Here is a 21,106-nt window from a genome sequence, read left to right on the forward strand (position 1 = left end):
GGGATCAGCCCAGGATCGTGGTCGCCAGGCTGGCGGTGCCGTAGGCCCAGCCCTGGTCCTGGGCGGTGGAGGTGCCGCCCACCTGGCCGAACTCGTAGTAGACGTAAGGCGCCCAGTTCACCGTGTACGGCGTGGTGGCGTCCCACGGCGGGGTGTCGGTGATCTTGACGGTGAGCGTGACGGTCTTGGTGGCACCCGGCACGATCGGCGCGTTGAAGTGGAAGCTGGCGCTGTTCCCGCTGGTCGTGCAGTCGACGGTGTCGCCGGCGCAGCCGGTGACGGTGAAGGCACCGTTCAGCTGGTTGGCCGGCCAGGTCGGCTGGATGGACTCGTAGGCGAAGTAGATGTCGCTGGTCTCGTTGTTGGTGAGGGCCAGCGTCAGGGTCAGCTGGTCACCGGCCTTCGCGGTCGACTTGTCGACGCTGAAGTTGGTCCCGTTGACCGCGGCGGAGGCCGGTTGGGCGGCAAAGAACACACCAAGTCCCAGTATTGCAGCGAGAATTACCCCAAGGCGTTGCACGCTGAATGGCTTCATGGCGGAGAGCATAGGTACTCGCACAGCTCTTGTCTGTACCGCCTCAACAAATCACCTCCACCGTTGCCGCACGCGCGCACCACACCTGCCGTACGCGCACCGCGTGACCAGCGCCGCGTCCGCCGTCCCGGCGCGCCCCGCGGGCGGCCCGGCCACCCCCACCCACTACGGTGGAGGCCATGCCCGAAGCCGAGCGTGACACCCCCTGCGGCCTGCACCTCTTCTGGGACGAGGCCGTCACCGCCTACGACTTCGGCCCCGGCCACCCGATGGACCCGACCCGGCTGGCGCTCACCATGCGCCTCGTCGAGGCCCTCGGCCTGGACGCCGGACCCGGGGTGACCGTCCGGGCCGCACCGCCGGCCGGCGAGTCCACCCTGCACCTGGTGCACACCCGGGAGTACGTCGAGGCGGTCAAGCACGCCGCCGCCCACCCCGAGCTGTCGGACCCCCGGCACGGGCTCGGCACCGACGACAACTGGGCCTTCCCGGCGGTCCATTCGGCCTCCGCGCTGATCGCGGGCCAGTCCGTGGCCGCCGCCGAGGCGGTCTGGCGCGGGGAGACCCCGCACGCGGTGAACTTCGCCGGCGGGCTGCACCACGCGATGCCCGCCAAGGCCTCCGGCTTCTGCGTCTACAACGACCCGGCGCTGGCCGTCGCCCGGCTGCTCGAACTCGGCGCCGAACGGGTCGCCTACGTCGACGTGGACGTCCACCACGGCGACGGCGTCCAGCAGGCCTTCTGGGACGACCCCCGGGTGCTCACCGTCTCGCTCCACGAGCACCCCGCCACGCTCTTCCCGCAGACCGGCTGGCCCACCGAGACCGGCGGCCCCGACGCCCCCGGCACCGCCGCCAACCTCGCGCTGCCGGCCGGCACCGGCGACGCGGGCTGGCTGCGCGCCTTCCACGCCCTGGTGCCCGAGCTGCTCGCCGCCTTCCGGCCGCAGGTGCTGGTCACCCAGCACGGCGCGGACACCCATCTGGAGGACCCGCTCGCCCACCTGGCCGTCACCGTGGACGCGCAGCGGCTGATCGCCGAGGAGCTGCACGGGCTGGCCCACCGGCTCACCGGCGGCCGCTGGATCGCCACCGGAGGGGGCGGCTACGCCGTCGTGGACGTCGTGCCGCGCAGCTGGACCCATCTCGTCGCCACCGCCGCCGGGCGGCCCGTCGACCCGGCCACCGAGACCCCGGAGGCCTGGCGCGCCGAGGTCTACCACCGCACCCGCCGCCCGGCCCCGCTGCGGATGACCGACGGCGCCCGGCCGGCCTGGCGCGACTTCGACGCGGGTTACGATCCGGCCGACCGGCTCGATCAGGCCATCCTGGCCAGCCGCCGCGCGGTGTTCCCCCACCACGGCCTGCTGGCCTGAAACCGGTCCGCCGGCTCCCGCCCTGCGTACGGGCGCTCCGGCGATCCGCCGAGTGACTACGTACTGCAACAGTCCTATCTCTCACCGTACGAGGACTGCACCTCCCCTCTTCCCACTGGTACCACCCATAACTACTCTGGGGATACACGTGTGCCGGTGGAGTCACCGGAGGGGAAGCCGGTGCCTTGCACACGGGTAAGGGTCGGGTGATGGTCATGAGTTCCGGCGAGCGTCCCCTGCAGGAAGTCGTCTTCCTGACCGTGGCGGAGGTTGCCTCGGTCATGCGGGTGTCCAAGATGACGGTGTACCGCCTGGTGCACAGCGGAGAGCTGCCGGCCATCCGGGTCGGACGGTCCTTCCGGGTGCCCCAGCAGGCGGTGCACGAGTACCTCAAGGAGTCCTACGTGCGGCTCGAGAGCGCGTAGACCGAGGGCGGCGGGGGCCGGGTCCGCGACCGCGGATCCGGCCCCCGTTCGCCGCAGATTTTCCGCGTGTTTCCCGGCCACGGGGACCACGATTACGGCCCTGGCCCCGTGGACGGTAGGCTAGGCCCTCCGTCAGTCGTATGGACTCCGTCTCGTCACGGGCGAGAGTCTCAGTGAGCGAGGGTTGTTCCGTGGGCTCTGTCATCAAGAAGCGTCGCAAGCGTATGGCCAAGAAGAAGCACCGCAAGCTTCTGAAGCGGACTCGCGTTCAGCGTCGCAACAAGAAGTAAGCGCCCCCGGCCGCGCTCAGCGCGCCAGGCGCTTCCACCGCCCGCCCAGGCCCTCGCGGCCCGGGCGGGCGGTGTCGTTTCACGGCCCGGCACGGCGGCGCGGTACGGTGCACGCAGGCCGCTCGGCTTCTGGGAATGGGGTGCAGCACCGTGGGCGTGGTCGTACTCGTCACCGGCGTGGCGCGCCATCTCGGTGCCCGCTTCGCCGCCGAGCTCCGCCGCCGACCGGGGGTGGACCTGGTGGTCGGCGTGGACGTGCAGCCGCCCGGGCTGCCGGTCGAGGAGCCGGACGGGCGCGCCGCCGAGTACCGCTTCCACCAGCTCGACCTGCGCCGGCCCGCGGTCTCCCGGGTGATCGCCGAGCACGGCGTGGACACCGTGGTGCACCTCAGCGTCAGCGCCACCGGTCTGGGCTCCACCAACCGCTCCGCGGTGAAGGAGTCCAACGTCATCGGCACCATGCAGCTGCTCGGCGCCTGCCAGAAGGCCCCCGGGGTGCGCCGCCTCGTGGTGAAGTCCACCACCGGCGTCTACGGCTCCGCGCCCCGCGACCCGGCGGTGTTCACCGAGCGGATCCAGCCGAAGAACCCGCCCGGCGGCGGCTTCGCCAAGGACGCCTCGGAGGTCGAGGGGTACGTCCGCGGCTTCGCCCGGCGCCGCCCGGACGTCGCGGTCACCGTGCTGCGCTTCGCCAACATCGTCGGCCCCCACGCGGACACCCCGCTCAGCGAGTACTTCGCGCTGCCGGTGCTGCCGACGGTGCTCGGCTACGACCCGCGGCTGCAGTTCGTCCACGAGGACGACGCCGTCGAGGTGCTCTGCCGGGCCGCCGGTGAGGCCGTTCCGGGCACCGTCAACACCGGGACGTTCAACGTGGCGGGGGAGGGTGTCCTGCTGCTCTCCCAGTGCGCCCGGCGGCTCGGCCGGCCGACGCTCCCGCTGCTGCTGCCCGCGATCAGCTGGATGGCCGGGATGGCCCGGCAGACCAGACTGGTCGACGTCTCGCCGGAGCAGCTGCGGCTGCTCACCCACGGCCGCGTGGTGGACACCACCCGGCTGCGCGAGACCTTCGGCTACCGCCCGGCCTTCACCACCACGGAGGCCTTCGCCGACTTCGCCGCCGCGCAGCGGCCCGGCCTGCTGCCGCCCGAGCGGCTCGCCGCCGTCACCGACCGGCTGGCGGGCCTGCTCGGCCCGGAGCGGGCCTCCGGCGAGCGGACCCGTACCGACCGCCCCCGTCCACCGAGGAGCTGAACCCGCGATGAGTGCCGCAGCCGAGAACGCGCCGGGCGAGGCGAGGGTCATCCCGATCGAGTCCGCCCCCAGCTGGACCGCGCCCGAGGGGCCCGGGCTGGCCGACCGCCTCGCCGACGCGGTCGGCGGGGCGCTGTCCGGACAGCTCGGTCCGGCCGCCACCCGGCTGTTCGGCAAGGGCTGGGAGGGCCGGGCCGCGGACCGGCTGGCCTTCCTGCGCCGCCGGATCACCGGCGACTACGAGGTGGACGAGTTCGGCTTCGACCGGGAGCTCACCGAGGAGGTGCTGCTCGGACTGCTGCGTCCGCTGGCCGAGAAGTACTTCCGGATCGACGTCCAGGGCGTCGAGAACATCCCGGCGGAGGGCGGCGCGCTGATCGTCGCCAACCACTCCGGGACGATCCCGCTGGACGCCCTGATGACCCAGGTCGCCATCCACGACCACCACCCGCAGCGCCGGCACCTGCGGATGCTCGCCGCGGACCTGGTTTTCGTCCTGCCGGGCGTCAACGAGCTGGCCCGCAAGGCCGGCCACACGCTGGCCTGCAACGAGGACGCCCAGGCGCTGCTGGAGCGCGGCGAGGTGGTCGGGGTCTGGCCGGAGGGCTTCAAGGGCATCGGCAAGCCCTTCGCCGAGCGGTACAAGCTGCAGCGGTTCGGCCGCGGCGGGTTCGTCTCCTCGGCGCTGCGGGCCGGGGTGCCGATCGTGCCCTGCTCGATCGTCGGGGCCGAGGAGACCTACCCGATGATCGGCAACGTGAAGACGCTGGCCCGGCTGCTGGGCCTGCCGTACGTGCCGATCACCCCGACCTTCCCGTGGCTGGGGCCGCTGGGCGTGCTGCCGCTGCCGACCAAGTGGACCATCAGGTTCGGCGAGCCGATCGCCACCGACGGGTACCCGCCGGAGGCGGCGGACGACCCGATGCTGGTCTTCGACCTGGCCGACGAGGTGCGCGAGACCATCCAGCACACGCTCTACAAGCTGCTGGTGCAGCGCCGCTCGGTGTTCTTCTGACCCCGCCGCCCGCGGTCCGGTGAACGGCGCGGACGGCACGACCGAGGGCCCCGGCGGGGATCGCCGGGGCCCTCGACGCCGTTCGGTCAGCCGCCGAGGATCCGCAGCCCGGGCAGCAGGCCCGGGATCAGCGGGGGCACCTCGACGCCCTGGGGCTGGCCGCTGACCGGGGCGCTGGGCGTGCCGGTGGGCGGCTGCGGAACCTGCGGCGGGGCCGGGTCGGCGCTGGGCGAGGGCTTGCCGCCGGTGAGCCCGCTGGTGAGGTCTCCGACGAGCCCGTTGACGGCGTCCGGGGCACTGGTGGGCAGGGTGCTGGGCAGTCCGCCGCCCTTGGCGCCGCTGCCGCCGGGGGTGCTGGCCCCGCTGCTGGCCGGGGCCCGCTCGGTGCCGCCGGGGCGGCCCGCGCCGCCGCTCGCCCCGGTGCCGCCCTTCTGGGCCGGTCCGGTGTCGGGCGCGGTGCCCGGGTCGCCGGCCGTGGTGTCGGCGGGTGCGCCGCCGGTCGGTCCGGCCGTGCCGCCGCCCGCTCCGGTGCCGGTCTTCCCGCCGTTCTTGGTGGCGGGCGGGACCAGGCGCAGGGGCGCGACGTCCTCGCTTATGTCGTCGAAGAGCTGGCTCACCAGGTGGGCCTGCTGGGTGAGCTGGACCGGCAGCTGCCCCTCCAGTTCGGCCCAGCGGCCGTCCTCGTCGTGGGCGAAGCCGGCCAGGGCGCGCATCGGGTCGAGCGAGCCGTTGCTGCGGTAGACCGAGCGGAGCAGCTCGCGGCCCTTGAGGGCGTCGGCGTGCATGTCGTCCAGCGCGCGGCGGACCCGCTCGACGGTGCCCGGGCTGAGGGTGCTGCCCTGGTCGCCGTGGCCGACCAGCGTCCTGACCTCGCCGAGCCGGGTGGCGGCGTTGTCGAGCAGCAGTTCGCCGCGCTCGGAGTCGGTGTCCGCGAGGTCGAGCCGCAGCCCTTCCAGGCCGCGCTTCATGCCGTACAGCGTGTCCCCGGGGAGGGCGTTGGAGCTGGCCGCGGCGGCGCCGGCGAGGCTGCCGACGGCGAGCCCGGCGACCAGTCCGCCGATCGCGAACCGGCGGCTCCAGCGGCCGCGCGGTGCCGTCCGGATCGCCCGGTGCCGGCGCTGGCGGGGCACCGCCGCGCCCCCTCCGCCGGCGAAGGCCTGCTCGAACGCGGCCATCAGCTGGGCGCGTTGGACGGTCCGGACCTCCCGGTCCAGGGCCGGTCCGGGCAGGGCTCCCAGTACGTCGGTCAGCCCGACCAGTTCGGCCGTCGCGGCCGAACCGGAGCCGCCGGCAGCGGTGGTGGCCGATTCGGCGTCGTCCGCTCCGCGTAGCTCCGCCTGGTGGGCCTCCAGCGCCTCGGCGAAGGCCTTCGCCCGTCGGTGCTCCAGCACGTTTGCCGTCACGGGCCACACCTCCCTTCGTCGTTGTCGACACCCCGGCCTGCCGGACGGTTGCCTCGGCGGGCCAAAGCCACTCCATCGGGTGACAGGTCGCAATTCGGCTTGACCGCACGCCTGGTGGGGGCTTGCACGCTGGCCAACGAGTGGTGCGGGCGGTGGGTTACGCACGGCTGATCATCGGACCGACCGTTCACCCGGACGTGTCGGTCGCGCACGGATGGTGACGGGCCGGCGGGCCGGCCCTCCGCTATGCCGCCCGCGGTCACCGGCACCGCCGCCTCACCGCGCGTCCGGCGGCAGCAGCCTGGCCAGGGTTCGCACGGCGCGGTACTGGAGGGTCTTGATGGCGCCCTCGTTCTTGCCCATGATCCGGGCGGTCTCGGCCACCGAGAGCCCCTGCAGGAAGCGGAGCGTGACGCACTCCTGCTGCTGCGGGTTGAGCCGGCGCACCGCCTCCAGCAGGGCGGCGTTGGAGAGCGACTCCAGCACCGACTCCTCCGGGCTGCGCTCGCACTCGTTGGAGTCGAGCATCTCGCCGGTGGTCACCTCCAGCCGGAACCGGCTGGACTTGAAGTGGTCCGCGACGAGGTTCCGGGCGATGGTCACCAGCCAGGCGCCGAAGTCCCGGCCCTGCCAGGTGAAGGTGCCGATCCGGCGCAGCGCCCGCAGAAACGTCTCGCTGGTGAGGTCCTCGGCGGTGGCCCGGCTGCCGACCCGGTAGTAGATGTAGCGGTAGACGGTGTCCGCGTAGTGGTCGTACAGCCGGCCGAAGGCCTCGCTCTCGCCGGCCTGGGCGCGCTCGACCAGCTCCATGATCGGGTTGTGCTCGGTCTCGTAGCCGGGGCTGGGTGCCGTCCGGGTGCGGCCGCGGCCGACGCCGGCGGTGCCGCTGCGGCCGCGCGAGCCGGTGCCGGTGGAGCCGGCGGCGGTGGTCCGCAGCGCCAGGCCGGCAGCCTGCGGCTGCCCGAACGGAACGCCGGCGGGCACGAGTTGGGGCGAGACGGAGAGCTGGCTGCGGAGCAGGCTGCGCAGCAGGTCCAGGCCGGTGGAGATCTGCCGGTCGGTGGCGGGGCGACCGCGGAGGCCGGTGCGGGGACGCAGGGGCGCGGACGACGGGCGGGAGGGTGCAGGCGCGTCGTTCCGGACGGGTGGGTACACGGGACTCCCAGAGGCAGAACTGTGGACGGATCACCTCCGCCTGCGCGGAGAGCACGCCCGCGCCGCCCGTTCGAGCGGGGCGCGTGGGTGACGTGCATCCAGGAGAGAATAACGCTTTGTGCAATGACAGCTACACCGTGTGGTCGAAGTGGTCGCTTGGGATCCATTTGGCGCGCATATTCGGCTGACACTGACCGAAGCTGTCATCGTTCATCCGGCTCAACGTGATCGAACGGGCGCTCAGGGTGACCAATTCGGTGGTCCGGCGGGCGGTTTCCCTGTCTTGGCGCTCGGCAACCCCCGACTTTCCCGGCCTGGCGAACGATCAGAACCGGTCACCGGCTTGCAAGTTCGCTCATGGCGTCCGGAAAGCCCTGTGGCGGGCGGCAGTTCGCCCGTACGAGGGTCCAGGTCAGAGCCCCCGTTGACGGCTGGTCGCCCGCACGGGGGAGGTCCGCCCGGGGGTGGTCGGAGGCGGGAGGAGGCGGTCGGAGGAGCGCCCGGGAACGGCCGTCAGGCGCAGCTGCGGCGCCGGTGCAGGGCCACCGCGGCGGCCGTCGCGCCGGCGAGCACCCCGACCGCGACCGCCGCCGGCAGGCCCACCCGGGCCGCCTTCCGGCCGGTCCGGAAGTCCCGTACCCGCCAGCCCTGCGCCCGGGCGTGGCGGCGCAGCGCGCCGTCCGGGTTCACCACGTACGGGTGGCCGACCAGCGAGAGCATCGGGATGTCGTTGGCGGAGTCGCTGTACGCGGCGCAGCGGTCCAGGTCCAGGTGCTCGCGGCGGGCCAGCGCCCGCACCGCGGCGGCCTTGGCGGGCCCGTGCAGCAGCTCGCCGACCAGGCGGCCGGTGTAGCGGCCGCCCTCGGCCTCGGCGACGGTGCCCAGGGCCCCGGTCATGCCGAGCCGCCCGGCGATCACCCTGGCGACCTCCAGCGGGGCGGCGGTGACCAGCCAGACCCGCTGGCCGGCGTCCTGGTGCATCTGCACCAGGGCGCGGGTGCCGGGCCAGATCTTGTCGGCGACGACCTGCTCGAAGACCTCCTCGCAGAGCACCTCCAGGTCGGCCGTGCTCTTGCCCGCGACGATGCCGAGGGCGGTGTGCTGGGCGTCCGAGATGTGGTCCGGGTCCTCGGCGCCGTGCAGCCGGAACCAGGCCTGCTGCCAGGCGAACCGGGCGATGTCCCGGCGGGTGAGGAAGCCGCGGCGGTAGAGGCCGACGCCGAGGTAGAAGATCGCGGCGCCGCGCAGGATGGTGTTGTCGCAGTCGAAGAAGGCGGCGGCCCGGGGGTCGTCCGGCTCGGGGGTGTGGTTCCCGGCCGGCGCCTTGGGGGCCTTCCCGGGGCGGTCCTCGGCGCCTTCCGCGGCGGGGCCCCCGGTGCCGGCGTCCGGTTGCGGCTCGGCCCGCAGGGCGGCCTCCGCCGCCTCGGCGGCGGCCTCGCCCGCCAGGGCGGTCCGCTCGCTGGGGGAACGCCTCGCCTGGGTGAGCCTTCGGAGCACGGCCATGTCATCGAGCATAGCCAGCCGGGCGAGGAGCGGCCGTGACGGCGGCGTGCCCGTGCGGTGAACACCGGGCGGCGCCCCCGGCCGGCCCGGGGGTCGGGCGGCCGGGGCCGGGGCGGTGGCCGGTCGGGCGCACAATGGCCCGGTGAGCCCACTGCTGCGACGTGACAAGAGCCCCCGGCCCTCGCCGGCCGACCGCACCGTGACCCTGGTCGGCAAGCCCGGCTGCCACCTGTGTGACGAGGCCAGGGAGGTGATCGTCCGGGTGGCGGGCGAGCTGGGCGCGAGCTTCGAGGAGAAGGACATCACGCAGGACGAGGAGCTGTACCGGCGCTACTGGGAGCAGATCCCGGTCACCCTGATCGACGGGCGGCAGCACGACTTCTGGCGGGTCGACGAGCGCCGCCTGCGCGCCGCGCTCGGCGGCTGACCGGCCCTCCGCGGCGCCTTCGCGCCCCCGCCACTCGGCGGGGGCGCTTCGCCGAATCGTTGCCAAAGACACCCCGGTTCGGCTTGGGCCGGGGCCGCTTCGTCGGCTTACGATCGAACGCGTTTGCGCCCGAGGGGGGCTGAGCACACGAGGAGTGCCGTCATGCTTCCCGGTCCGACCCCTGGGACGCCCGAAGCCCCGTCGGGGGCGGGGGGCTTCGCCGTGGTGGACGTGGAGGCGACCGGCCGCAGCCCGTGGCGGCACCGGGTGGTCGAGATCGCCGTGGTGCTGCTGGACGAGGGGCTCCGCCCGGAGGCGGAGTTCGCCACCCTGCTCGACCCGCTGGGCCCGGTCGGGCCGACCCACGTGCACCGGATACACCAGGCGGACGTCGAGGGCGCCCCGCGCTTCCGGGAGATCGCCCCGCAGCTGCTGGAGCTGCTGGCCGGCCGGGTCCTGGTGGGCCACCACGTGAGCTGCGACCACGCCTTCCTCGAGCGCGAGTTCGCCCGGATCGGCGTGCCGCTGCCGCCCGTCCCCCTGCTCTGCACGATGCGGCTGGCCGGCGCCCACCTCCCGGAGGCCCGCGGCCACGGCCTGGCGGCCTGCGTGGAGGCGGCGGGCCTGGGCTGGTACCCGGCGCACACGGCGCTGGGCGACGCCCGGGTGACGGCCGAGCTGCTGCGGTACTGCGCGGGGGTGCCGGGCTGCCCGCCGGACGACTGGGCGGGCCCGCTGCGGGAGGCGGCGCGGGTGCCGTGGCCGAGGCTGGGCCGGGCCCGCTCCAGGCCCTCCGGGGCGCCCGTCCCGTTGATGCGGCGGGAGGCGCCGTATGGTCCGTGGCTGCCCGGGGTACCTGCCCCGGCAGTGGTGCTGTCGGACCGCGGTGCTATGGGGTCGACGGCGTGATGCGCATCACTGTGCGGGGACAAATCGGACACCATCTTTGTGCACACGTTCACAAACGCATAGCCTGGCTGCCTAAGCCCAGCTTCACCCACAGGAGCACCGTGGCAATCGGCCGATCACCACAGAGCAGTTCGCAGACGCCCGAGCAGGGCGCCGCGCGCCGACCCTCGCGTGCCCGGGGCATCCCGGAGGCGACCGTCGCCCGCCTGCCCCTCTACCTGCGGGCGCTCACCGCGCTGTCCGAGCGCTCGGTGCCGACCGTCTCCTCCGAGGAGCTGGCCGCCGCGGCCGGGGTGAACTCGGCCAAGCTGCGCAAGGACTTCTCCTACCTCGGCTCCTACGGCACCCGCGGCGTCGGCTACGACGTCGAGTACCTCGTCTACCAGATCTCCCGCGAGCTCGGCCTGACCCAGGACTGGCCGGTCGTCATCGTCGGCATCGGGAACCTCGGCCACGCCCTCGCTAACTACGGCGGCTTCGCCTCCCGCGGCTTCCGGGTGGCGGCCCTGCTGGACGCCGACCCCAACGTGGTCGGCAGCAGCGCGGCCGGCCTGCCGGTGCGGCACATGGACGAGCTGGAGTCGATCGTCGAGAGCCAGCACGTCTCGATCGGCGTGATCACCACCCCGCCGGGCGCCGCCCAGCAGGTCTGCGACCGGCTCGTCGAGGCCGGCGTCACCAGCATCCTCAACTTCGCCCCGACCGTGCTGACCGTCCCGGACGGCGTGGACGTGCGCAAGGTGGACCTCTCCATCGAGCTGCAGATCCTGGCCTTCCACGAGCAGCGCAAGGCCGGCGAGGAGCCCGACCAGCCCGAGTCGGTGCTGGACCGCGCCCCGGGCCCGGTCCGTGCGGCCGCCGCCAAGCTGCGCCGCGCGGCCGGCGGCAGCGGCAAGGGCCGCGGCACCGCCGAGTCCGCGGCCAAGGAGCAGCCCGAGCAGGGCAAGGGCAAGTCCGCCAAGGGCGGCGACGGAGATCGCTCCGCGGTGATGCCCGCATGATCGAGAACCGTGGGACCAGGGGGCGGGCATGAGTCTTCTCGTCGTTGGACTGAGCCACCGCACGGCGCCGGTCGGCGTGCTGGAGCGCGCCGCCCTGACGGGCGAGGTGCCGACCCGGCTGCTGCACGACGCGGCCGCCACCGCGACGGTCGGCGAGGCCGCGCTGCTCAACACCTGCAACCGGATCGAGCTGTACGCGGACGTGGACAAGTTCCACGCCGGCGTCGCCGAGCTGTCGCTGCTGCTCGCCCACCACAGCGGGGTGGACCTGGAGGAGCTGACCTCCCACCTGTACGTCCACTACGAGGACCGCGCCGTCCACCACCTCTTCTCGGTGGCCTGCGGCCTGGACTCGATGGTCGTCGGCGAGGGCCAGATCCTCGGTCAGCTGCGCGACGCCCTGGCCAAGGCGCAGGAGGAGCACACCGCCGGCCGCGGCCTGAACGAGCTGTTCCAGCAGGCGCTGCGGGTCGGCAAGCGGGCGCACAGCGAGACCGGCATCGACAAGGCCGGCCAGTCGCTGGTCACCTTCGGCCTGGAGCAGGTCGCGGCGGGCGCCGGCGAGATCGCCGGCAAGCGGGCGCTGGTGGTCGGAGCGGGCTCGATGAGCTCGCTGGCCGCCGCCACCCTGGTCCGCGCCGGCGTCACCGACCTGCTGATCGCCAACCGGACCCCGGCCCGCGCCGAGCGCCTGGTGGAGATCCTCGGCCCCGGCGCGGCCCGCACCCTGGACCTCGCCAAGGTGCCCGAGGCGCTGGCCGACGTCGACCTGGTGATCTCCTGCACCGGCGCCGCCGGCGTGGTGATCCGGGCCGGGGACGTGGCCGCGGCGGTCGCCGCCCGGACGTCCGGCGAGCCGCTCGCGCTGCTCGACCTGGCCATGCCGCGCGACGTCGACCACGCCGTGCACGAGCTGCCCGGCGCCCTGCTGGTCGACCTGGAGAGCCTCTCCCACGCGCACGCCGCCAGCCCCGGCGCCGGCGACGTCGACCAGGTCACCCGGATCGTCGCCGACGAGGTGGCCGCCTTCGGCGCCGCCCAGCGGGCCGCCCGGATCGCGCCGACCGTCGTCGCGCTGCGCTCGATGGCCTCCGACGTGGTCGCCGCCGAGCTGGGCCGGCTGGACTCCCGGCTGCCCGACCTGGACGAGCGCTCCCGCGCCGAGATCACCCAGACCGTCCGCCGGGTCGTCGACAAGCTGCTGCACGCCCCGACCGTCCGGGTGAAGCAGCTGGCCGCCGAGCCCGGGGGCGCCTCCTACGCGGACGCCCTGCGCGAGCTCTTCGACCTCGACCCGGCAGCCGTGCACGCCGTGTCGGGCACCCCCGTCGGCGGACCCCAGCCCTCGGGCGGGGGCGCCAGATGAACCGTCAGCCATCCCACGAGTACCACCGGGACGATCACCTCATGAATGGTCAACCGATCACGGAGCAGGCTCCGGCCGCCACCGCGACCCTGCGGCTCGGCACCCGGCGCAGCGCGCTCGCCATGGCCCAGTCGGGCATGGTGGCCCGCGAGGTCACCCGGGTCACCGGGCGCCCCGTCGAGCTGGTGGAGATCACCACCTACGGCGACACCTCCCGGGAGGCGCTGGCGCAGATCGGCGGCACCGGCGTGTTCGTCTCCGCGCTGCGGGACGCGCTGCTGGAGGGCCGGATCGACTTCGCCGTGCACTCGCTCAAGGACCTGCCCACCGCCGCGCCGGAGGGCCTGGTGCTGGCCGCCGTCCCCGAGCGCGAGGACGTCCGGGACGCCCTGGTCGCCGCCGAGGGGCTCACCCTGGACGAGCTGGTCGAGAAGCTGGCCGGCGCCGGCCGCCCGGCCCGGATCGGCACCGGTTCCCCGCGCCGGATGGCCCAGCTGAACGCCTGGGCCACCGCCCGCGGCGCCCAGCTGGAGACCGTCGCGATCCGCGGCAACGTGGACACCCGGATCGGCTACGTGACCGGCGGCGAGCTGGACGCGGTGGTGCTGGCCACGGCCGGCCTCAACCGGCTCGGCCGCGGCGCCGAGATCTCCCAGCACCTCGACCCCGACCTGATGATCCCGGCCCCCGGCCAGGGCGCGCTCGCGATCGAGTGCACCACCGCCGACACCGGACTGGCCGCCGCGCTCGCCGCCCTGGACCACGCCCCCACGAGGGTCGCCGTGGCCGCCGAGCGCGCCCTGCTGGCCACCCTTGAGGCCGGCTGCTCGGCCCCGGTGGCCGCGCTGGCCACCTGGGTCCGGCCGAACGAACTGCGGCTGGAGGGCGTGGTCGGAGACCCCGACGGCGCCACCCTGCTGAAGATGACCGCCAACGGTCCGATCGTCCTCGACGAGACCGCCGAGCAGCACGCGACGGCCCTCGGCCGTGCGCTGGCCGCCCGGCTGCTCGACGCGGGCGCGGCCACCCTGATGGGGGAGCGAGCCCGATGAGCCCCACCGCCGCCACCGACACCCCGTTCCCGGGCGGCCAGTCCGCCGCCGGACGGTGCACCTTCCTGGGCGCGGGCCCCGGGGACCCGGGGCTGCTGACCCTGCGCGCGGTCGAGGTGCTGTCCTCGGCCGACATCCTGGTCGCCGACCCGCTGACCGCCGCCGCGGTGCGCACCCACTGTCCGGCCGGTGTGCAGGTGCACACCCCGGCCGCCGAGGGCACGGACTTCGACCTGACCGGCCTGGTCGCCGAGGCCGTCCGGGCCGGCAAGCACGTGGTCCGCACCGTCGACGGCGACCCGGGCCTGGACGGCTGCGCCGCCGAGGAGATGCTCCGCTGCGCGGGCGACGGGATCCCCTTCGAGGTCGTCCCGGGCGTCGCCCAGTCGGTCGGCGTCCCCGCCTACGCGGGCGTCCCGCTGCGCGGCGCGGCCGGCACCGACGTGCGCTTCGTGGACGGCGCCGCGCTGCTGGCCGGCAGCCCGGTGGACCTGGGCGCGCCGGAGACCACCCTGGTGGTCCGCACCACCCTGGGCCAGCTCCCGGCCACCGCCAACGCACTGGTCGCCAACGGCCGCAAGCCGGAGTCGGCGCTGAGCGCCACGCTCTCCGGCACCACCACCCGCCAGCGGACCTTCACCTCCACGCTGTCCGCCATCGCGGCCGACCTGAAGGCCGCCCGGGTGCTGCCCTCGCCGGTCTCCGCCCCGGTGGACCCGGCGACCTCGGTGATAGCCGTGGTGGGCGAGCAGGTCGTCCACCGTTCCTCGCACTCGTGGTTCGAGACCAAGCCGCTGTTCGGCTGGAACGTGCTCGTGCCGCGCACCAAGGAGCAGGCGACCGGCCTCTCCGAGCAGCTGCGCTCCTACGGCGCGGTGCCGCAGGAGGTGCCGACCATCGCGGTCGAGCCGCCGCGCACCCCGCAGCAGATGGAGCGGGCCATCAAGGGCCTGGTCACCGGCCGCTACGAGTGGATCGCCTTCACCTCGGTGAACGCCGTCCGCGCCGTCCGGGAGAAGTTCGAGGAGTACGGGCTGGACGCCCGGGCCTTCGCCGGGATCAAGGTCGCCGCCGTCGGCGAGACCACCGCGCAGGCCCTGGTGGACTTCGGTGTGAAGCCGGACCTGGTGCCCTCCGGCGAGCAGTCCGCCGCCGGTCTGCTCGAGGACTGGCCGCCGTACGACCCGGTCTTCGACCCGATCGACCGGGTGCTGCTGCCGCGCGCCGACATCGCCACCGAGACCCTGGTGGCCGGCCTGGTCGAGCTGGGCTGGGAGGTCGACGACGTGACGGCGTACCGGACGGTGCGCGCCTCGCCGCCGCCGGCCGAGACCCGCGAGGCGATCAAGGGCGGCGGCTTCGACGCGGTGCTCTTCACCTCCTCCTCGACCGTCCGCAACCTGGTCGGCATCGCCGGCAAGCCGCACAACGTGACGGTCATCGCCTGCATCGGCCCCGCCACCGCCAAGACCGCCGAGGAGCACGGCCTGCGGGTCGACGTGATGGCCCCGGCGCCGTCGGCGGCCGCGCTGGCCCAGGCGCTGGCGGACTTCGGGGCCAAGCGCCGGGACACCGCGACGGCGGCCGGCGAGCCGGTCTACCGGCCCAGCGAGCGCCGTCCGGGTTCGCGCCGCAAGGCCCGCTGACACCCCGGCCGGGGGTGGTGATCCGCCGCCCCCGGCACTGCACAACCGTTCGGAGAGAGAAGCCGTGTCCGCTGAATTCCCGTACGTTCGCCCGCGCCGGCTCCGGCAGAGCCCGGCGATGCGCCGGCTGGTCGCCGAGACCCGGCTGCACCCGGCGGAGCTGATCCTGCCGCTGTTCGTCCGCGAGGGCGTCCGCGAGCCCGTCCCGGTGAGCTCGATGCCGGGCGTCGTCCAGCACACCCGGGACACCCTGCGCAAGGCCGCGGTCGAGGCGGCCGAGGCCGGTCTGGGCGGCCTCATGCTGTTCGGCGTGCCGCAGGTGCAGGACGCGACCGGCAGCGAGGGCACCAACCCGGACGGCATCCTGCAGCAGGCCATCCGGGACGTGGTCTCCGAGGTCGGCGACTCCCTGGTGGTCATGTCGGACCTCTGCCTGGACGAGTACACCGACCACGGCCACTGCGGCGTGCTGGCCGCCGACGGCAGCGTGGACAACGACGCCACCCTGGAGCGCTACGCTGAGATGGCCCGGGTGCAGGCGGACGCCGGCGTCCACCTGGTCGGCCCGTCCGGCATGATGGACGGCCAGATCGCGGTGATCCGGCGGGCGCTGGACGAGGCCGGGCACCAGGACGTGGGCATCCTCGCCTACACGGCCAAGTACGCCTCGGCGTTCTACGGCCCGTTCCGGGAGGCCGTCGGCTCCTCGCTCAAGGGCGACCGCAAGACCTACCAGCAGGACCCGGCCAACGCCCGCGAGTCGCTGCGCGAGCTGGAGCAGGACCTCGCCGAGGGCGCCGACCTGGTGATGGTCAAGCCGGCCATGGCCTACCTGGACGTCCTGCGCCAGGTCGCCGACGCCTCGCCGGTGCCGGTCGCCGCGTACCAGGTGTCCGGCGAGTACGCGATGGTCGAGGCGGCCGCCGCGAACGGCTGGATCGACCGGGAGCGCATGATCATGGAGACGCTCACCTCGATCCGCCGGGCCGGTGCCCAGCAGATCCTCACCTACTGGGCCGCCGAGGCCGCCGCGCTGCTGGACTGACGTCCCGTCCCGGATCGCGCCGGGCACGCCGAAGGCCGGGCCCCTCCCCGCAGGAGGGACCCGGCCTTCGCCGTCTGCTACCAGCCGCCGACGTGCGCGAAGCCTTCCTCGCCGCCGATGACGTCCTCGGAGGTCGCGGCGCCCCAGCCCGCACCGCCCGCGGCGACGTGCGAGGTGTGGGCGATGCCCCACCAGTCGCCGGCGACGAACGGGTGGTGGCCGGAGGCCGCGAACTCGCCGCCGCCCGCCAGGCCGACGTGCGCGAACGCCGGGGTGGCGGCACCCGCCAGCGCCAGCGCGGCGGTGACGGTCAGCGCGGCCTTGGCCAGCTTGCTCTTCATGGGTTCTGCCTCTCTGTCGGAGCGCCCCCGGGGGGCGCCCTGCCTCTGACACGTGATCACATCCGGTCGTGGGGGGCGGCGCCCCACGCGCCGCCCCCGACGACCGGTCACCCGGCCGGTCCCACCCGTGCGGGCGGACCGCCGGGAACCTCGTCCGCAGAGCCCGGAGGGCCCGGGGAGACGTACCTCCCCGGGCCCTCCGTCCGTACCAGGCCCCTTGATCAGCCGATCAGGTGCGAGACACCCGCGTCGCCCGAGGACTGGGTGTTCTGGCCGACGTTGCAGATCTGCTTCGGGGTGCTGTTCAGGACGGGCACCTCGACCGGAACCGCGACGCCGACCACGGCGACGGCGATGTTGTGGACCTCCGGCAGGCAGATGTTCGCGTTGTCCAGGGTGTGGAAGTTCGGGCTGCCGTTGCCGTGGGTGCCGGTCTGGTTGGTACCGCCGTTGCCCTGGACGGAGGTGGCGGCGCCGTCCGAGTCGACGATGGCGGAGGCCGAGCCGGCGGACATCGCGATGGCGGCGGCGGCCAGGCCGGCGGCGGCGAGGGACTTCTTGATCATTTCCGGTTTTCCTCTCGAGGGGTGAATCGGGGAGCGATTCGAAGGGTGGATCGGGGGGGAGTGCGGCTGGGGGAGCGTCAGCCGACGAGGTGGGACACGCCCGCGTCGCCGTGGCTCTGGGTGCCCTGGCCCTGGGTGCAGTACTGCTTGCCACCGCTGTTGGCGATCGGGACCTCGACCGGGACGGCCACACCGAGAACGCCGACGGCGATGTTGTGGATCTCGGGGAGGCAGACGTTCGCGTTGTCCAGGAAGTGGAAGTTCGGGCTGTTGTTGCCGACGGTGCCGGTGAAGTTGGTACCGCCGTTGCCCTCGATGGAGGCGGCGGCGCCGTCCGCGTCCCCGATGGCCGAGGCGGGCGCGGCGGCGGCGGCCAGCGCGGCGACGGCCAGGCCGGCGGCGGCGAAGGACTTCTGGATCATGGGGAGATCCCTCTCTGAAATGCTCTTGGTTTCCGTGCGTACAACGCGTAGAACGCTCAGACCCGGTCTGCAGTCACTGACGTCCAGATCAAAGAATGACGGCACGGAAGGTTACGGGCATTTTTTAAAACAGTCCGGGAGGCGCGTCGATGGGTGGTTTCCGGTCGGATTATTAGGCCGAACCGGTTAACCGCCGCAATCCGGGCTCACCGTCACTCGTTGAGGCAGATTGCTTTCCGGCTGCGGCCCCGCAGCCCTCCCCGAAGGAACGGTGAAAAGCATGAAGTTCTCCAAGCGGGCCGGCGCGATGCTGCTGGCGGTCGGTGCGGGCGTGCTCGCCTCCCAGGGAGCGGCCTCCGCCGCCCCGGCCGTGAGCCCCGACCAGGTCGGAGCCCTGGAGGACAAGCTGGCCACCCAGCAGGTCCCGGCCGACGTGCCGCTCACCCCGCTGGGCAGCCGCGTCACGGCCGGCATCCCCACCTCGCTGGTCATGCCGCCGGCCGGCCGGACCACCGACAACGGGCTGCTCCCGGACCACCTGGTGCCCCAGCTGGCCACCGGCAAGGTCGGCCCGAGCGCCAAGGCCCAGTTGCCGCTCCCGCTGGTCGACCAGGGCGCCGACCTCGGGGAGGTGCTGCTGGAGGCCCCGGCCGCGCCGCTCCAGGCCAAGACGCCCGGCCTGGACGTGGGCAAGCCGCTGTCCCTGGTGCACGACGGCACCGGCCAGCTCGCCGACGGCCGGATCCGGGTGGACGAGGTGGACCCGCGCCTGGTGCCCGGTGCCGTGCAGACCGTCCCCGGGGCCACCGCGAGCCTGGGCGGCGACGAGAGCCGGCTCTCCGTCACCGACGAGGCGAACGCGCTGGCCACCACCACCACCGCGACCGCCACCGGCGTCCTGCAGCAGACCGACGCGACCGACACGGCGACCTCGACCGTCACCGGCCTCGTCCGGCAGAGCGGTCTGGCCGACCTCACCCGGCTCTGAGCTCACCCGGCTCTGAGCCGGTCGGGCACCGGCCCGACGCGCCGGAGCCCGGCACCCCTGGCCACCAGGCGGGGTGCCGGGCTCCGGCGCGTCCGCGCCCTCAGCCCGGCAGGGCGCCGGTCAGCCCGCCGACCAGCGGGAGGTCCTTGACCCCGCCGCCCGCGCTCAGCGGTCCGGTCAGCGTGCCGGTGCCCACTGGGGCCAGGCCCTGGTCCGGCTGCACGGTCGCACCGTTGTTGAGCACGTCGGCGGAGGAGTTGGCCCACGGGTCCAGGCGCAGGCTCTTGATCGGCGCGACGCCGTAGCCGAGCCCGGAGGTCGTGCCGTTCAGCGCCTGGCCGACGTCGGTCTTGGCCAGCGTGGCCGGCCCGGGTGCGGGGCCCGCCGCGGGGGCGGCCTGCGCCGAGCCCGCACCGAGCAGCATCGCGGCGCCGACGGCGGCGGCCACGCCGGCCCCACCCTTCTTCGAAACCATGCGGTATCACCCTTCGGTGGATCGGGGGCCCGGTCGGCCACCGGGCGCCGGGGACGCCGAACTGCCCCCCGGCCGGCTGGTCGGGGGGCAGTTCGGCCGGAACGCGTGCCGATCGGGGATCAGCAGTCGTCCGCGTGCTGCGGGTGCATCTCGGCGTTGGCGCAGCTGTTGCCGAAGGCCGGGTTCAGGGCGCCGATGACGTTGATGCTGTTGCCGCACAGGTTGACCGGGATGTGCACCGGGATCTGGATCTGGTTGCCGGAGGCGACACCGGGGGAACCGGCGGCCACGCCCTCGGCGCCCGAGCTCGCGGCGGCGGAGCCGGCCGCGCCCAGCACCAGGCCGGCGGCGGCGGCGGAGAGGACAGCGGCCTTCTTCACGTTCTGCATGGGGGTTGATCTCCTCGATCACACACGGGTGGAGCGTGCCGCGCCCCGGCGCTCCGGGGCGCGGCACGGTCGGTGAATCAGCAGTCGCCGCTGCGGCGACCGCGGGTTCAGCCGATGTTGGCGCAGGAGTTGCCGAACGCCGGGTTCAGGATGCTGATGACGCCGATGCTGTTGCCGCAGACGTTGACGGGGATGTGCACCGGGATCTGGATCTGGTTGCCGGAGAGCACGCCCGGGGAGCCGGCGGCGACGCCCTCGGCACCGGAGCTGGCGAACGCGCCGCCGGCCGCACCGAGGACCAGGCCGGTCGCGGCCAGGGAGAGGGCGGCGGCCTTCTTGAGGTTACGCATGTTCTTTCCTCCGTTTTCTGCCCGACGGATGCGAAATGTCGGGGGCCGGGCGAGCGGGAATACTCACCCGATGGCTTCTGGGATTGCCGTGATTGTCACTCCGACGGCGCACACCGGCGTGTTTCGCCCGTGGCGCGGGCGCACGCAGCCGTCGCGTCGTTTCCGGCTCCCCGCGGACGGTTCCCGCACGGCCGGGAACGGTTCGGAGGGGGAGCGACCAGGAATTCCCGGTCAGGCGTTGAGGCAGTGGTTGCCGAACGCCGGGTTCAGGAGGCCCACCACGTCGATCGAGTTGCCGCAGAGGTTCACCGGGACGTCGACGGGAACCATCAGCAGCTCGTTGCCCGAGACCACGCCGGCGGAGCCGGCCGCGGCACCCTCGGCGGACGCGCCGTGCAGGTGGTGTGCGGACGCGGCGCCTGCGCCGGCGGCGAGCAGGGCGGCGGTGGCCGCGGTGCCGACGACGCCGTGGGCGAGCTTGCGCATGGGCGGTACTCGATTCGTTGTGTAGGACCGGATGGAGCGTGTTCCGCCAGGGAGAACGAGGGAGGGGGCCGGGGGAAACGGTCCGGTCGGCGGATCACCCGTGATCACCCGAATGCCGGTCGCCGTGCCCGTTGGGCCACACGGGTGACAGTGCGCGCACCGTCGCAACCGCTCCGGACGGGTGTCGTTCTAGATGTCGCACTCCCCGTGCATCTCTGTTGAACAGTCAGGAGGCTCGTATGAGCATCAAGAAGACCGCCGCCGTCGGCGCGGCCGTGGTGGGCATCGTGGCCGCCGGCGCCGGCACCGCGATGGCCAGCTCCGGCGCCGAGGGCGTCGCCGCCGGTTCCCCCGGTGTCATCTCGGGCAACCAGGTCCAGGTTCCGGTGCACGTTCCGGTCAACCTCTGCGGCAACACCATCGACATCGTCGGCCTGCTGAACCCGGCGTTCGGGAACCACTGCGCCAACGTGGGCTGATCCCGCACCCGGTTCGGCCGGGGTGTGAGCCGCCGCTCCGCGCTTCCCTCCTGGGGTGCGGAGCGGCGGCTTTCGTCGTGCCCGCCTCCCCGCGGGCGCCACGCGGGCCGACGGGGCCTCAGGTTCCGCCGCTGTCACGAGCCTTGTTGCACTACTTGTCAGTACCTAGAATGTGAGACCTGCTCACCTTTCTTGCCCCGCGCCGCTC

Annotated in this window: 25 protein-coding genes; 14 read left to right on the plus strand and 11 right to left on the minus strand. The window is 73.9% G+C overall.

Features of this window, described 5'->3' with window-relative positions; genetic code table 11:
• Nucleotides 1-4 precede the first annotated feature (4 nt).
• Nucleotides 5-475, minus strand: a complete 471-nt coding sequence (locus tag ACIA8Q_RS23320) for a hypothetical protein (RefSeq protein WP_360212780.1) — start codon at nt 473-475, stop codon at nt 5-7.
• Between the two features lie 239 nt (nt 476-714).
• On the opposite strand from ACIA8Q_RS23320, the gene ACIA8Q_RS23325 reads away from it, so the two are divergent.
• The 5 genes from ACIA8Q_RS23325 (at nt 715) to ACIA8Q_RS23345 (ending at nt 4,895) form a co-directional block, all read left to right on the plus strand.
• Nucleotides 715-1,911: an acetoin utilization protein AcuC gene (locus ACIA8Q_RS23325; protein ID WP_360212782.1), complete on the plus strand. Its 1,197-nt coding sequence runs from the start codon at nt 715-717 to the stop codon at nt 1,909-1,911.
• 215 nt (nt 1,912-2,126) lie between these two features.
• Nucleotides 2,127-2,336, plus strand: a complete 210-nt coding sequence (locus tag ACIA8Q_RS23330; RefSeq protein WP_063351305.1) for a helix-turn-helix domain-containing protein — start codon at nt 2,127-2,129, stop codon at nt 2,334-2,336.
• 191 nt (nt 2,337-2,527) lie between these two features.
• A complete protein-coding gene (locus ACIA8Q_RS23335; protein WP_003948845.1) occupies nt 2,528-2,626 on the plus strand; it encodes a 30S ribosomal protein bS22 in 99 nt (32 codons plus the stop codon).
• Nucleotides 2,627-2,776: 150 nt separating this feature from the next.
• The gene (locus ACIA8Q_RS23340) at nt 2,777-3,880 is read left to right on the plus strand and encodes an NAD-dependent epimerase/dehydratase family protein (RefSeq protein ID WP_360212784.1); all 1,104 of its coding nucleotides are present in this window, start codon (nt 2,777-2,779) and stop codon (nt 3,878-3,880) included.
• Nucleotides 3,881-3,887: 7 nt separating this feature from the next.
• Nucleotides 3,888-4,895 (plus strand): lysophospholipid acyltransferase family protein, encoded by a 1,008-nt coding sequence (locus tag ACIA8Q_RS23345; protein ID WP_360212786.1) that lies wholly within the window; start codon nt 3,888-3,890, stop codon nt 4,893-4,895.
• Nucleotides 4,896-4,981: 86 nt separating this feature from the next.
• On the opposite strand, the gene ACIA8Q_RS23350 is transcribed toward ACIA8Q_RS23345, so the two are convergent.
• From ACIA8Q_RS23350 to ACIA8Q_RS23360, 3 genes are all read right to left on the minus strand, one after another.
• On the minus strand, nt 4,982-6,298 hold the full coding sequence (locus tag ACIA8Q_RS23350; RefSeq protein ID WP_360212788.1) for a DUF5667 domain-containing protein: 1,317 nt from the start codon (nt 6,296-6,298) through the stop codon (nt 4,982-4,984).
• Nucleotides 6,299-6,574: 276 nt separating this feature from the next.
• A complete protein-coding gene (locus ACIA8Q_RS23355) occupies nt 6,575-7,348 on the minus strand; it encodes an ECF subfamily RNA polymerase sigma factor, BldN family (RefSeq protein WP_360212815.1) in 774 nt (257 codons plus the stop codon).
• A gap of 618 nt (nt 7,349-7,966) precedes the next feature.
• Nucleotides 7,967-8,956 (minus strand): HAD-IB family hydrolase, encoded by a 990-nt coding sequence (locus tag ACIA8Q_RS23360; RefSeq protein WP_360212790.1) that lies wholly within the window; start codon nt 8,954-8,956, stop codon nt 7,967-7,969.
• Nucleotides 8,957-9,098: 142 nt separating this feature from the next.
• Between ACIA8Q_RS23360 and ACIA8Q_RS23365 the strand changes: the two genes are divergently transcribed.
• From ACIA8Q_RS23365 to hemB, 7 genes are all read left to right on the plus strand, one after another.
• Complete coding sequence (locus tag ACIA8Q_RS23365; protein ID WP_360212792.1) at nt 9,099-9,383, plus strand: glutaredoxin family protein; 285 nt, start codon at nt 9,099-9,101, stop codon at nt 9,381-9,383.
• Between the two features lie 162 nt (nt 9,384-9,545).
• Complete coding sequence (locus tag ACIA8Q_RS23370; protein ID WP_360212794.1) at nt 9,546-10,292, plus strand: 3'-5' exonuclease; 747 nt, start codon at nt 9,546-9,548, stop codon at nt 10,290-10,292.
• Between the two features lie 101 nt (nt 10,293-10,393).
• Nucleotides 10,394-11,293, plus strand: a complete 900-nt coding sequence (locus tag ACIA8Q_RS23375; RefSeq protein WP_360212796.1) for a redox-sensing transcriptional repressor Rex — start codon at nt 10,394-10,396, stop codon at nt 11,291-11,293.
• A gap of 28 nt (nt 11,294-11,321) precedes the next feature.
• A complete protein-coding gene (locus tag ACIA8Q_RS23380; RefSeq protein ID WP_360212798.1) occupies nt 11,322-12,659 on the plus strand; it encodes a glutamyl-tRNA reductase in 1,338 nt (445 codons plus the stop codon).
• A gap of 41 nt (nt 12,660-12,700) precedes the next feature.
• Nucleotides 12,701-13,711, plus strand: a complete 1,011-nt coding sequence (gene hemC, locus ACIA8Q_RS23385; RefSeq protein WP_360212800.1) for a hydroxymethylbilane synthase — start codon at nt 12,701-12,703, stop codon at nt 13,709-13,711.
• Nucleotides 13,708-15,357 carry a bifunctional uroporphyrinogen-III C-methyltransferase/uroporphyrinogen-III synthase gene (locus ACIA8Q_RS23390; RefSeq protein ID WP_360212802.1) on the plus strand — a complete coding sequence of 550 codons (1,650 nt, stop codon included), beginning with the start codon at nt 13,708-13,710 and terminating at the stop codon, nt 15,355-15,357. Before hemC ends, ACIA8Q_RS23390 begins: the two co-directional genes overlap by 4 nt.
• A gap of 64 nt (nt 15,358-15,421) precedes the next feature.
• Complete coding sequence (hemB, locus tag ACIA8Q_RS23395; RefSeq protein ID WP_360212804.1) at nt 15,422-16,402, plus strand: porphobilinogen synthase; 981 nt, start codon at nt 15,422-15,424, stop codon at nt 16,400-16,402.
• 77 nt (nt 16,403-16,479) lie between these two features.
• Here hemB and ACIA8Q_RS23400 read toward each other — a convergent pair whose 3' ends face one another.
• The 3 genes from ACIA8Q_RS23400 to ACIA8Q_RS23410 all read right to left on the minus strand — a co-directional run bounded on the left by ACIA8Q_RS23400 (nt 16,480) and on the right by ACIA8Q_RS23410 (nt 17,731).
• The gene (locus tag ACIA8Q_RS23400) at nt 16,480-16,743 is read right to left on the minus strand and encodes a hypothetical protein (RefSeq protein ID WP_360212806.1); all 264 of its coding nucleotides are present in this window, start codon (nt 16,741-16,743) and stop codon (nt 16,480-16,482) included.
• Nucleotides 16,744-16,964: 221 nt separating this feature from the next.
• Complete coding sequence (locus tag ACIA8Q_RS23405; RefSeq protein WP_188309838.1) at nt 16,965-17,309, minus strand: rodlet layer protein; 345 nt, start codon at nt 17,307-17,309, stop codon at nt 16,965-16,967.
• Nucleotides 17,310-17,386: 77 nt separating this feature from the next.
• Nucleotides 17,387-17,731, minus strand: coding sequence for a hypothetical protein (locus ACIA8Q_RS23410; protein WP_031063477.1), 345 nt, complete (start codon nt 17,729-17,731; stop codon nt 17,387-17,389).
• A gap of 280 nt (nt 17,732-18,011) precedes the next feature.
• On the opposite strand from ACIA8Q_RS23410, the gene ACIA8Q_RS23415 reads away from it, so the two are divergent.
• Nucleotides 18,012-18,719, plus strand: a complete 708-nt coding sequence (locus ACIA8Q_RS23415; RefSeq protein ID WP_360219186.1) for a hypothetical protein — start codon at nt 18,012-18,014, stop codon at nt 18,717-18,719.
• 100 nt (nt 18,720-18,819) lie between these two features.
• Here the strand turns inward: ACIA8Q_RS23415 and ACIA8Q_RS23420 are convergent, their stop codons facing one another.
• From ACIA8Q_RS23420 to ACIA8Q_RS23435, 4 genes are all read right to left on the minus strand, one after another.
• Nucleotides 18,820-19,194, minus strand: a complete 375-nt coding sequence (locus ACIA8Q_RS23420) for a hypothetical protein (RefSeq protein ID WP_360219183.1) — start codon at nt 19,192-19,194, stop codon at nt 18,820-18,822.
• 119 nt (nt 19,195-19,313) lie between these two features.
• A complete protein-coding gene (locus ACIA8Q_RS23425; RefSeq protein ID WP_360219180.1) occupies nt 19,314-19,583 on the minus strand; it encodes a chaplin in 270 nt (89 codons plus the stop codon).
• A 107-nt stretch (nt 19,584-19,690) separates the two neighbouring features.
• Nucleotides 19,691-19,933 carry a chaplin gene (locus tag ACIA8Q_RS23430; RefSeq protein ID WP_360219177.1) on the minus strand — a complete coding sequence of 81 codons (243 nt, stop codon included), beginning with the start codon at nt 19,931-19,933 and terminating at the stop codon, nt 19,691-19,693.
• Nucleotides 19,934-20,164: 231 nt separating this feature from the next.
• On the minus strand, nt 20,165-20,419 hold the full coding sequence (locus tag ACIA8Q_RS23435; RefSeq protein ID WP_360219174.1) for a chaplin: 255 nt from the start codon (nt 20,417-20,419) through the stop codon (nt 20,165-20,167).
• Nucleotides 20,420-20,658: 239 nt separating this feature from the next.
• On the opposite strand from ACIA8Q_RS23435, the gene ACIA8Q_RS23440 reads away from it, so the two are divergent.
• Nucleotides 20,659-20,898 (plus strand): chaplin, encoded by a 240-nt coding sequence (locus ACIA8Q_RS23440; RefSeq protein WP_360219171.1) that lies wholly within the window; start codon nt 20,659-20,661, stop codon nt 20,896-20,898.
• The last annotated feature ends 208 nt before the right edge of the window (nt 20,899-21,106 follow it).

Source organism: Kitasatospora sp. NPDC051705 (assembly GCF_044453265.1).
Classification (GTDB): domain Bacteria; phylum Actinomycetota; class Actinomycetes; order Streptomycetales; family Streptomycetaceae; genus Kitasatospora.

Excerpts from the sequence above, each read along its gene's own strand:
- ACIA8Q_RS23420 (WP_360219183.1), bottom strand. The coding sequence starts at position 19,194 with ATGGTTTCGAAGAAGGGTGGGGCCGGCGTGGCCGCCGCCGTCGGCGCC.
- ACIA8Q_RS23440 (WP_360219171.1), top strand. The coding sequence starts at position 20,659 with ATGAGCATCAAGAAGACCGCCGCCGTCGGCGCGGCCGTGGTGGGCATC.
- ACIA8Q_RS23430 (WP_360219177.1), bottom strand. The coding sequence starts at position 19,933 with ATGCGTAACCTCAAGAAGGCCGCCGCCCTCTCCCTGGCCGCGACCGGC.
- ACIA8Q_RS23415 (WP_360219186.1), top strand. The coding sequence starts at position 18,012 with ATGAAGTTCTCCAAGCGGGCCGGCGCGATGCTGCTGGCGGTCGGTGCG.
- ACIA8Q_RS23425 (WP_360219180.1), bottom strand. The coding sequence starts at position 19,583 with ATGCAGAACGTGAAGAAGGCCGCTGTCCTCTCCGCCGCCGCCGCCGGC.
- ACIA8Q_RS23345 (WP_360212786.1), top strand. The coding sequence starts at position 3,888 with ATGAGTGCCGCAGCCGAGAACGCGCCGGGCGAGGCGAGGGTCATCCCG.
- ACIA8Q_RS23360 (WP_360212790.1), bottom strand. The coding sequence starts at position 8,956 with ATGGCCGTGCTCCGAAGGCTCACCCAGGCGAGGCGTTCCCCCAGCGAG.
- ACIA8Q_RS23405 (WP_188309838.1), bottom strand. The coding sequence starts at position 17,309 with ATGATCAAGAAGTCCCTCGCCGCCGCCGGCCTGGCCGCCGCCGCCATC.
- ACIA8Q_RS23370 (WP_360212794.1), top strand. The coding sequence starts at position 9,546 with ATGCTTCCCGGTCCGACCCCTGGGACGCCCGAAGCCCCGTCGGGGGCG.
- ACIA8Q_RS23325 (WP_360212782.1), top strand. The coding sequence starts at position 715 with ATGCCCGAAGCCGAGCGTGACACCCCCTGCGGCCTGCACCTCTTCTGG.
- ACIA8Q_RS23380 (WP_360212798.1), top strand. The coding sequence starts at position 11,322 with ATGAGTCTTCTCGTCGTTGGACTGAGCCACCGCACGGCGCCGGTCGGC.
- ACIA8Q_RS23330 (WP_063351305.1), top strand. The coding sequence starts at position 2,127 with ATGAGTTCCGGCGAGCGTCCCCTGCAGGAAGTCGTCTTCCTGACCGTG.
- ACIA8Q_RS23390 (WP_360212802.1), top strand. The coding sequence starts at position 13,708 with ATGAGCCCCACCGCCGCCACCGACACCCCGTTCCCGGGCGGCCAGTCC.
- ACIA8Q_RS23400 (WP_360212806.1), bottom strand. The coding sequence starts at position 16,743 with ATGAAGAGCAAGCTGGCCAAGGCCGCGCTGACCGTCACCGCCGCGCTG.
- hemC (WP_360212800.1), top strand. The coding sequence starts at position 12,701 with ATGAATGGTCAACCGATCACGGAGCAGGCTCCGGCCGCCACCGCGACC.
- ACIA8Q_RS23410 (WP_031063477.1), bottom strand. The coding sequence starts at position 17,731 with ATGATCCAGAAGTCCTTCGCCGCCGCCGGCCTGGCCGTCGCCGCGCTG.
- ACIA8Q_RS23435 (WP_360219174.1), bottom strand. The coding sequence starts at position 20,419 with ATGCGCAAGCTCGCCCACGGCGTCGTCGGCACCGCGGCCACCGCCGCC.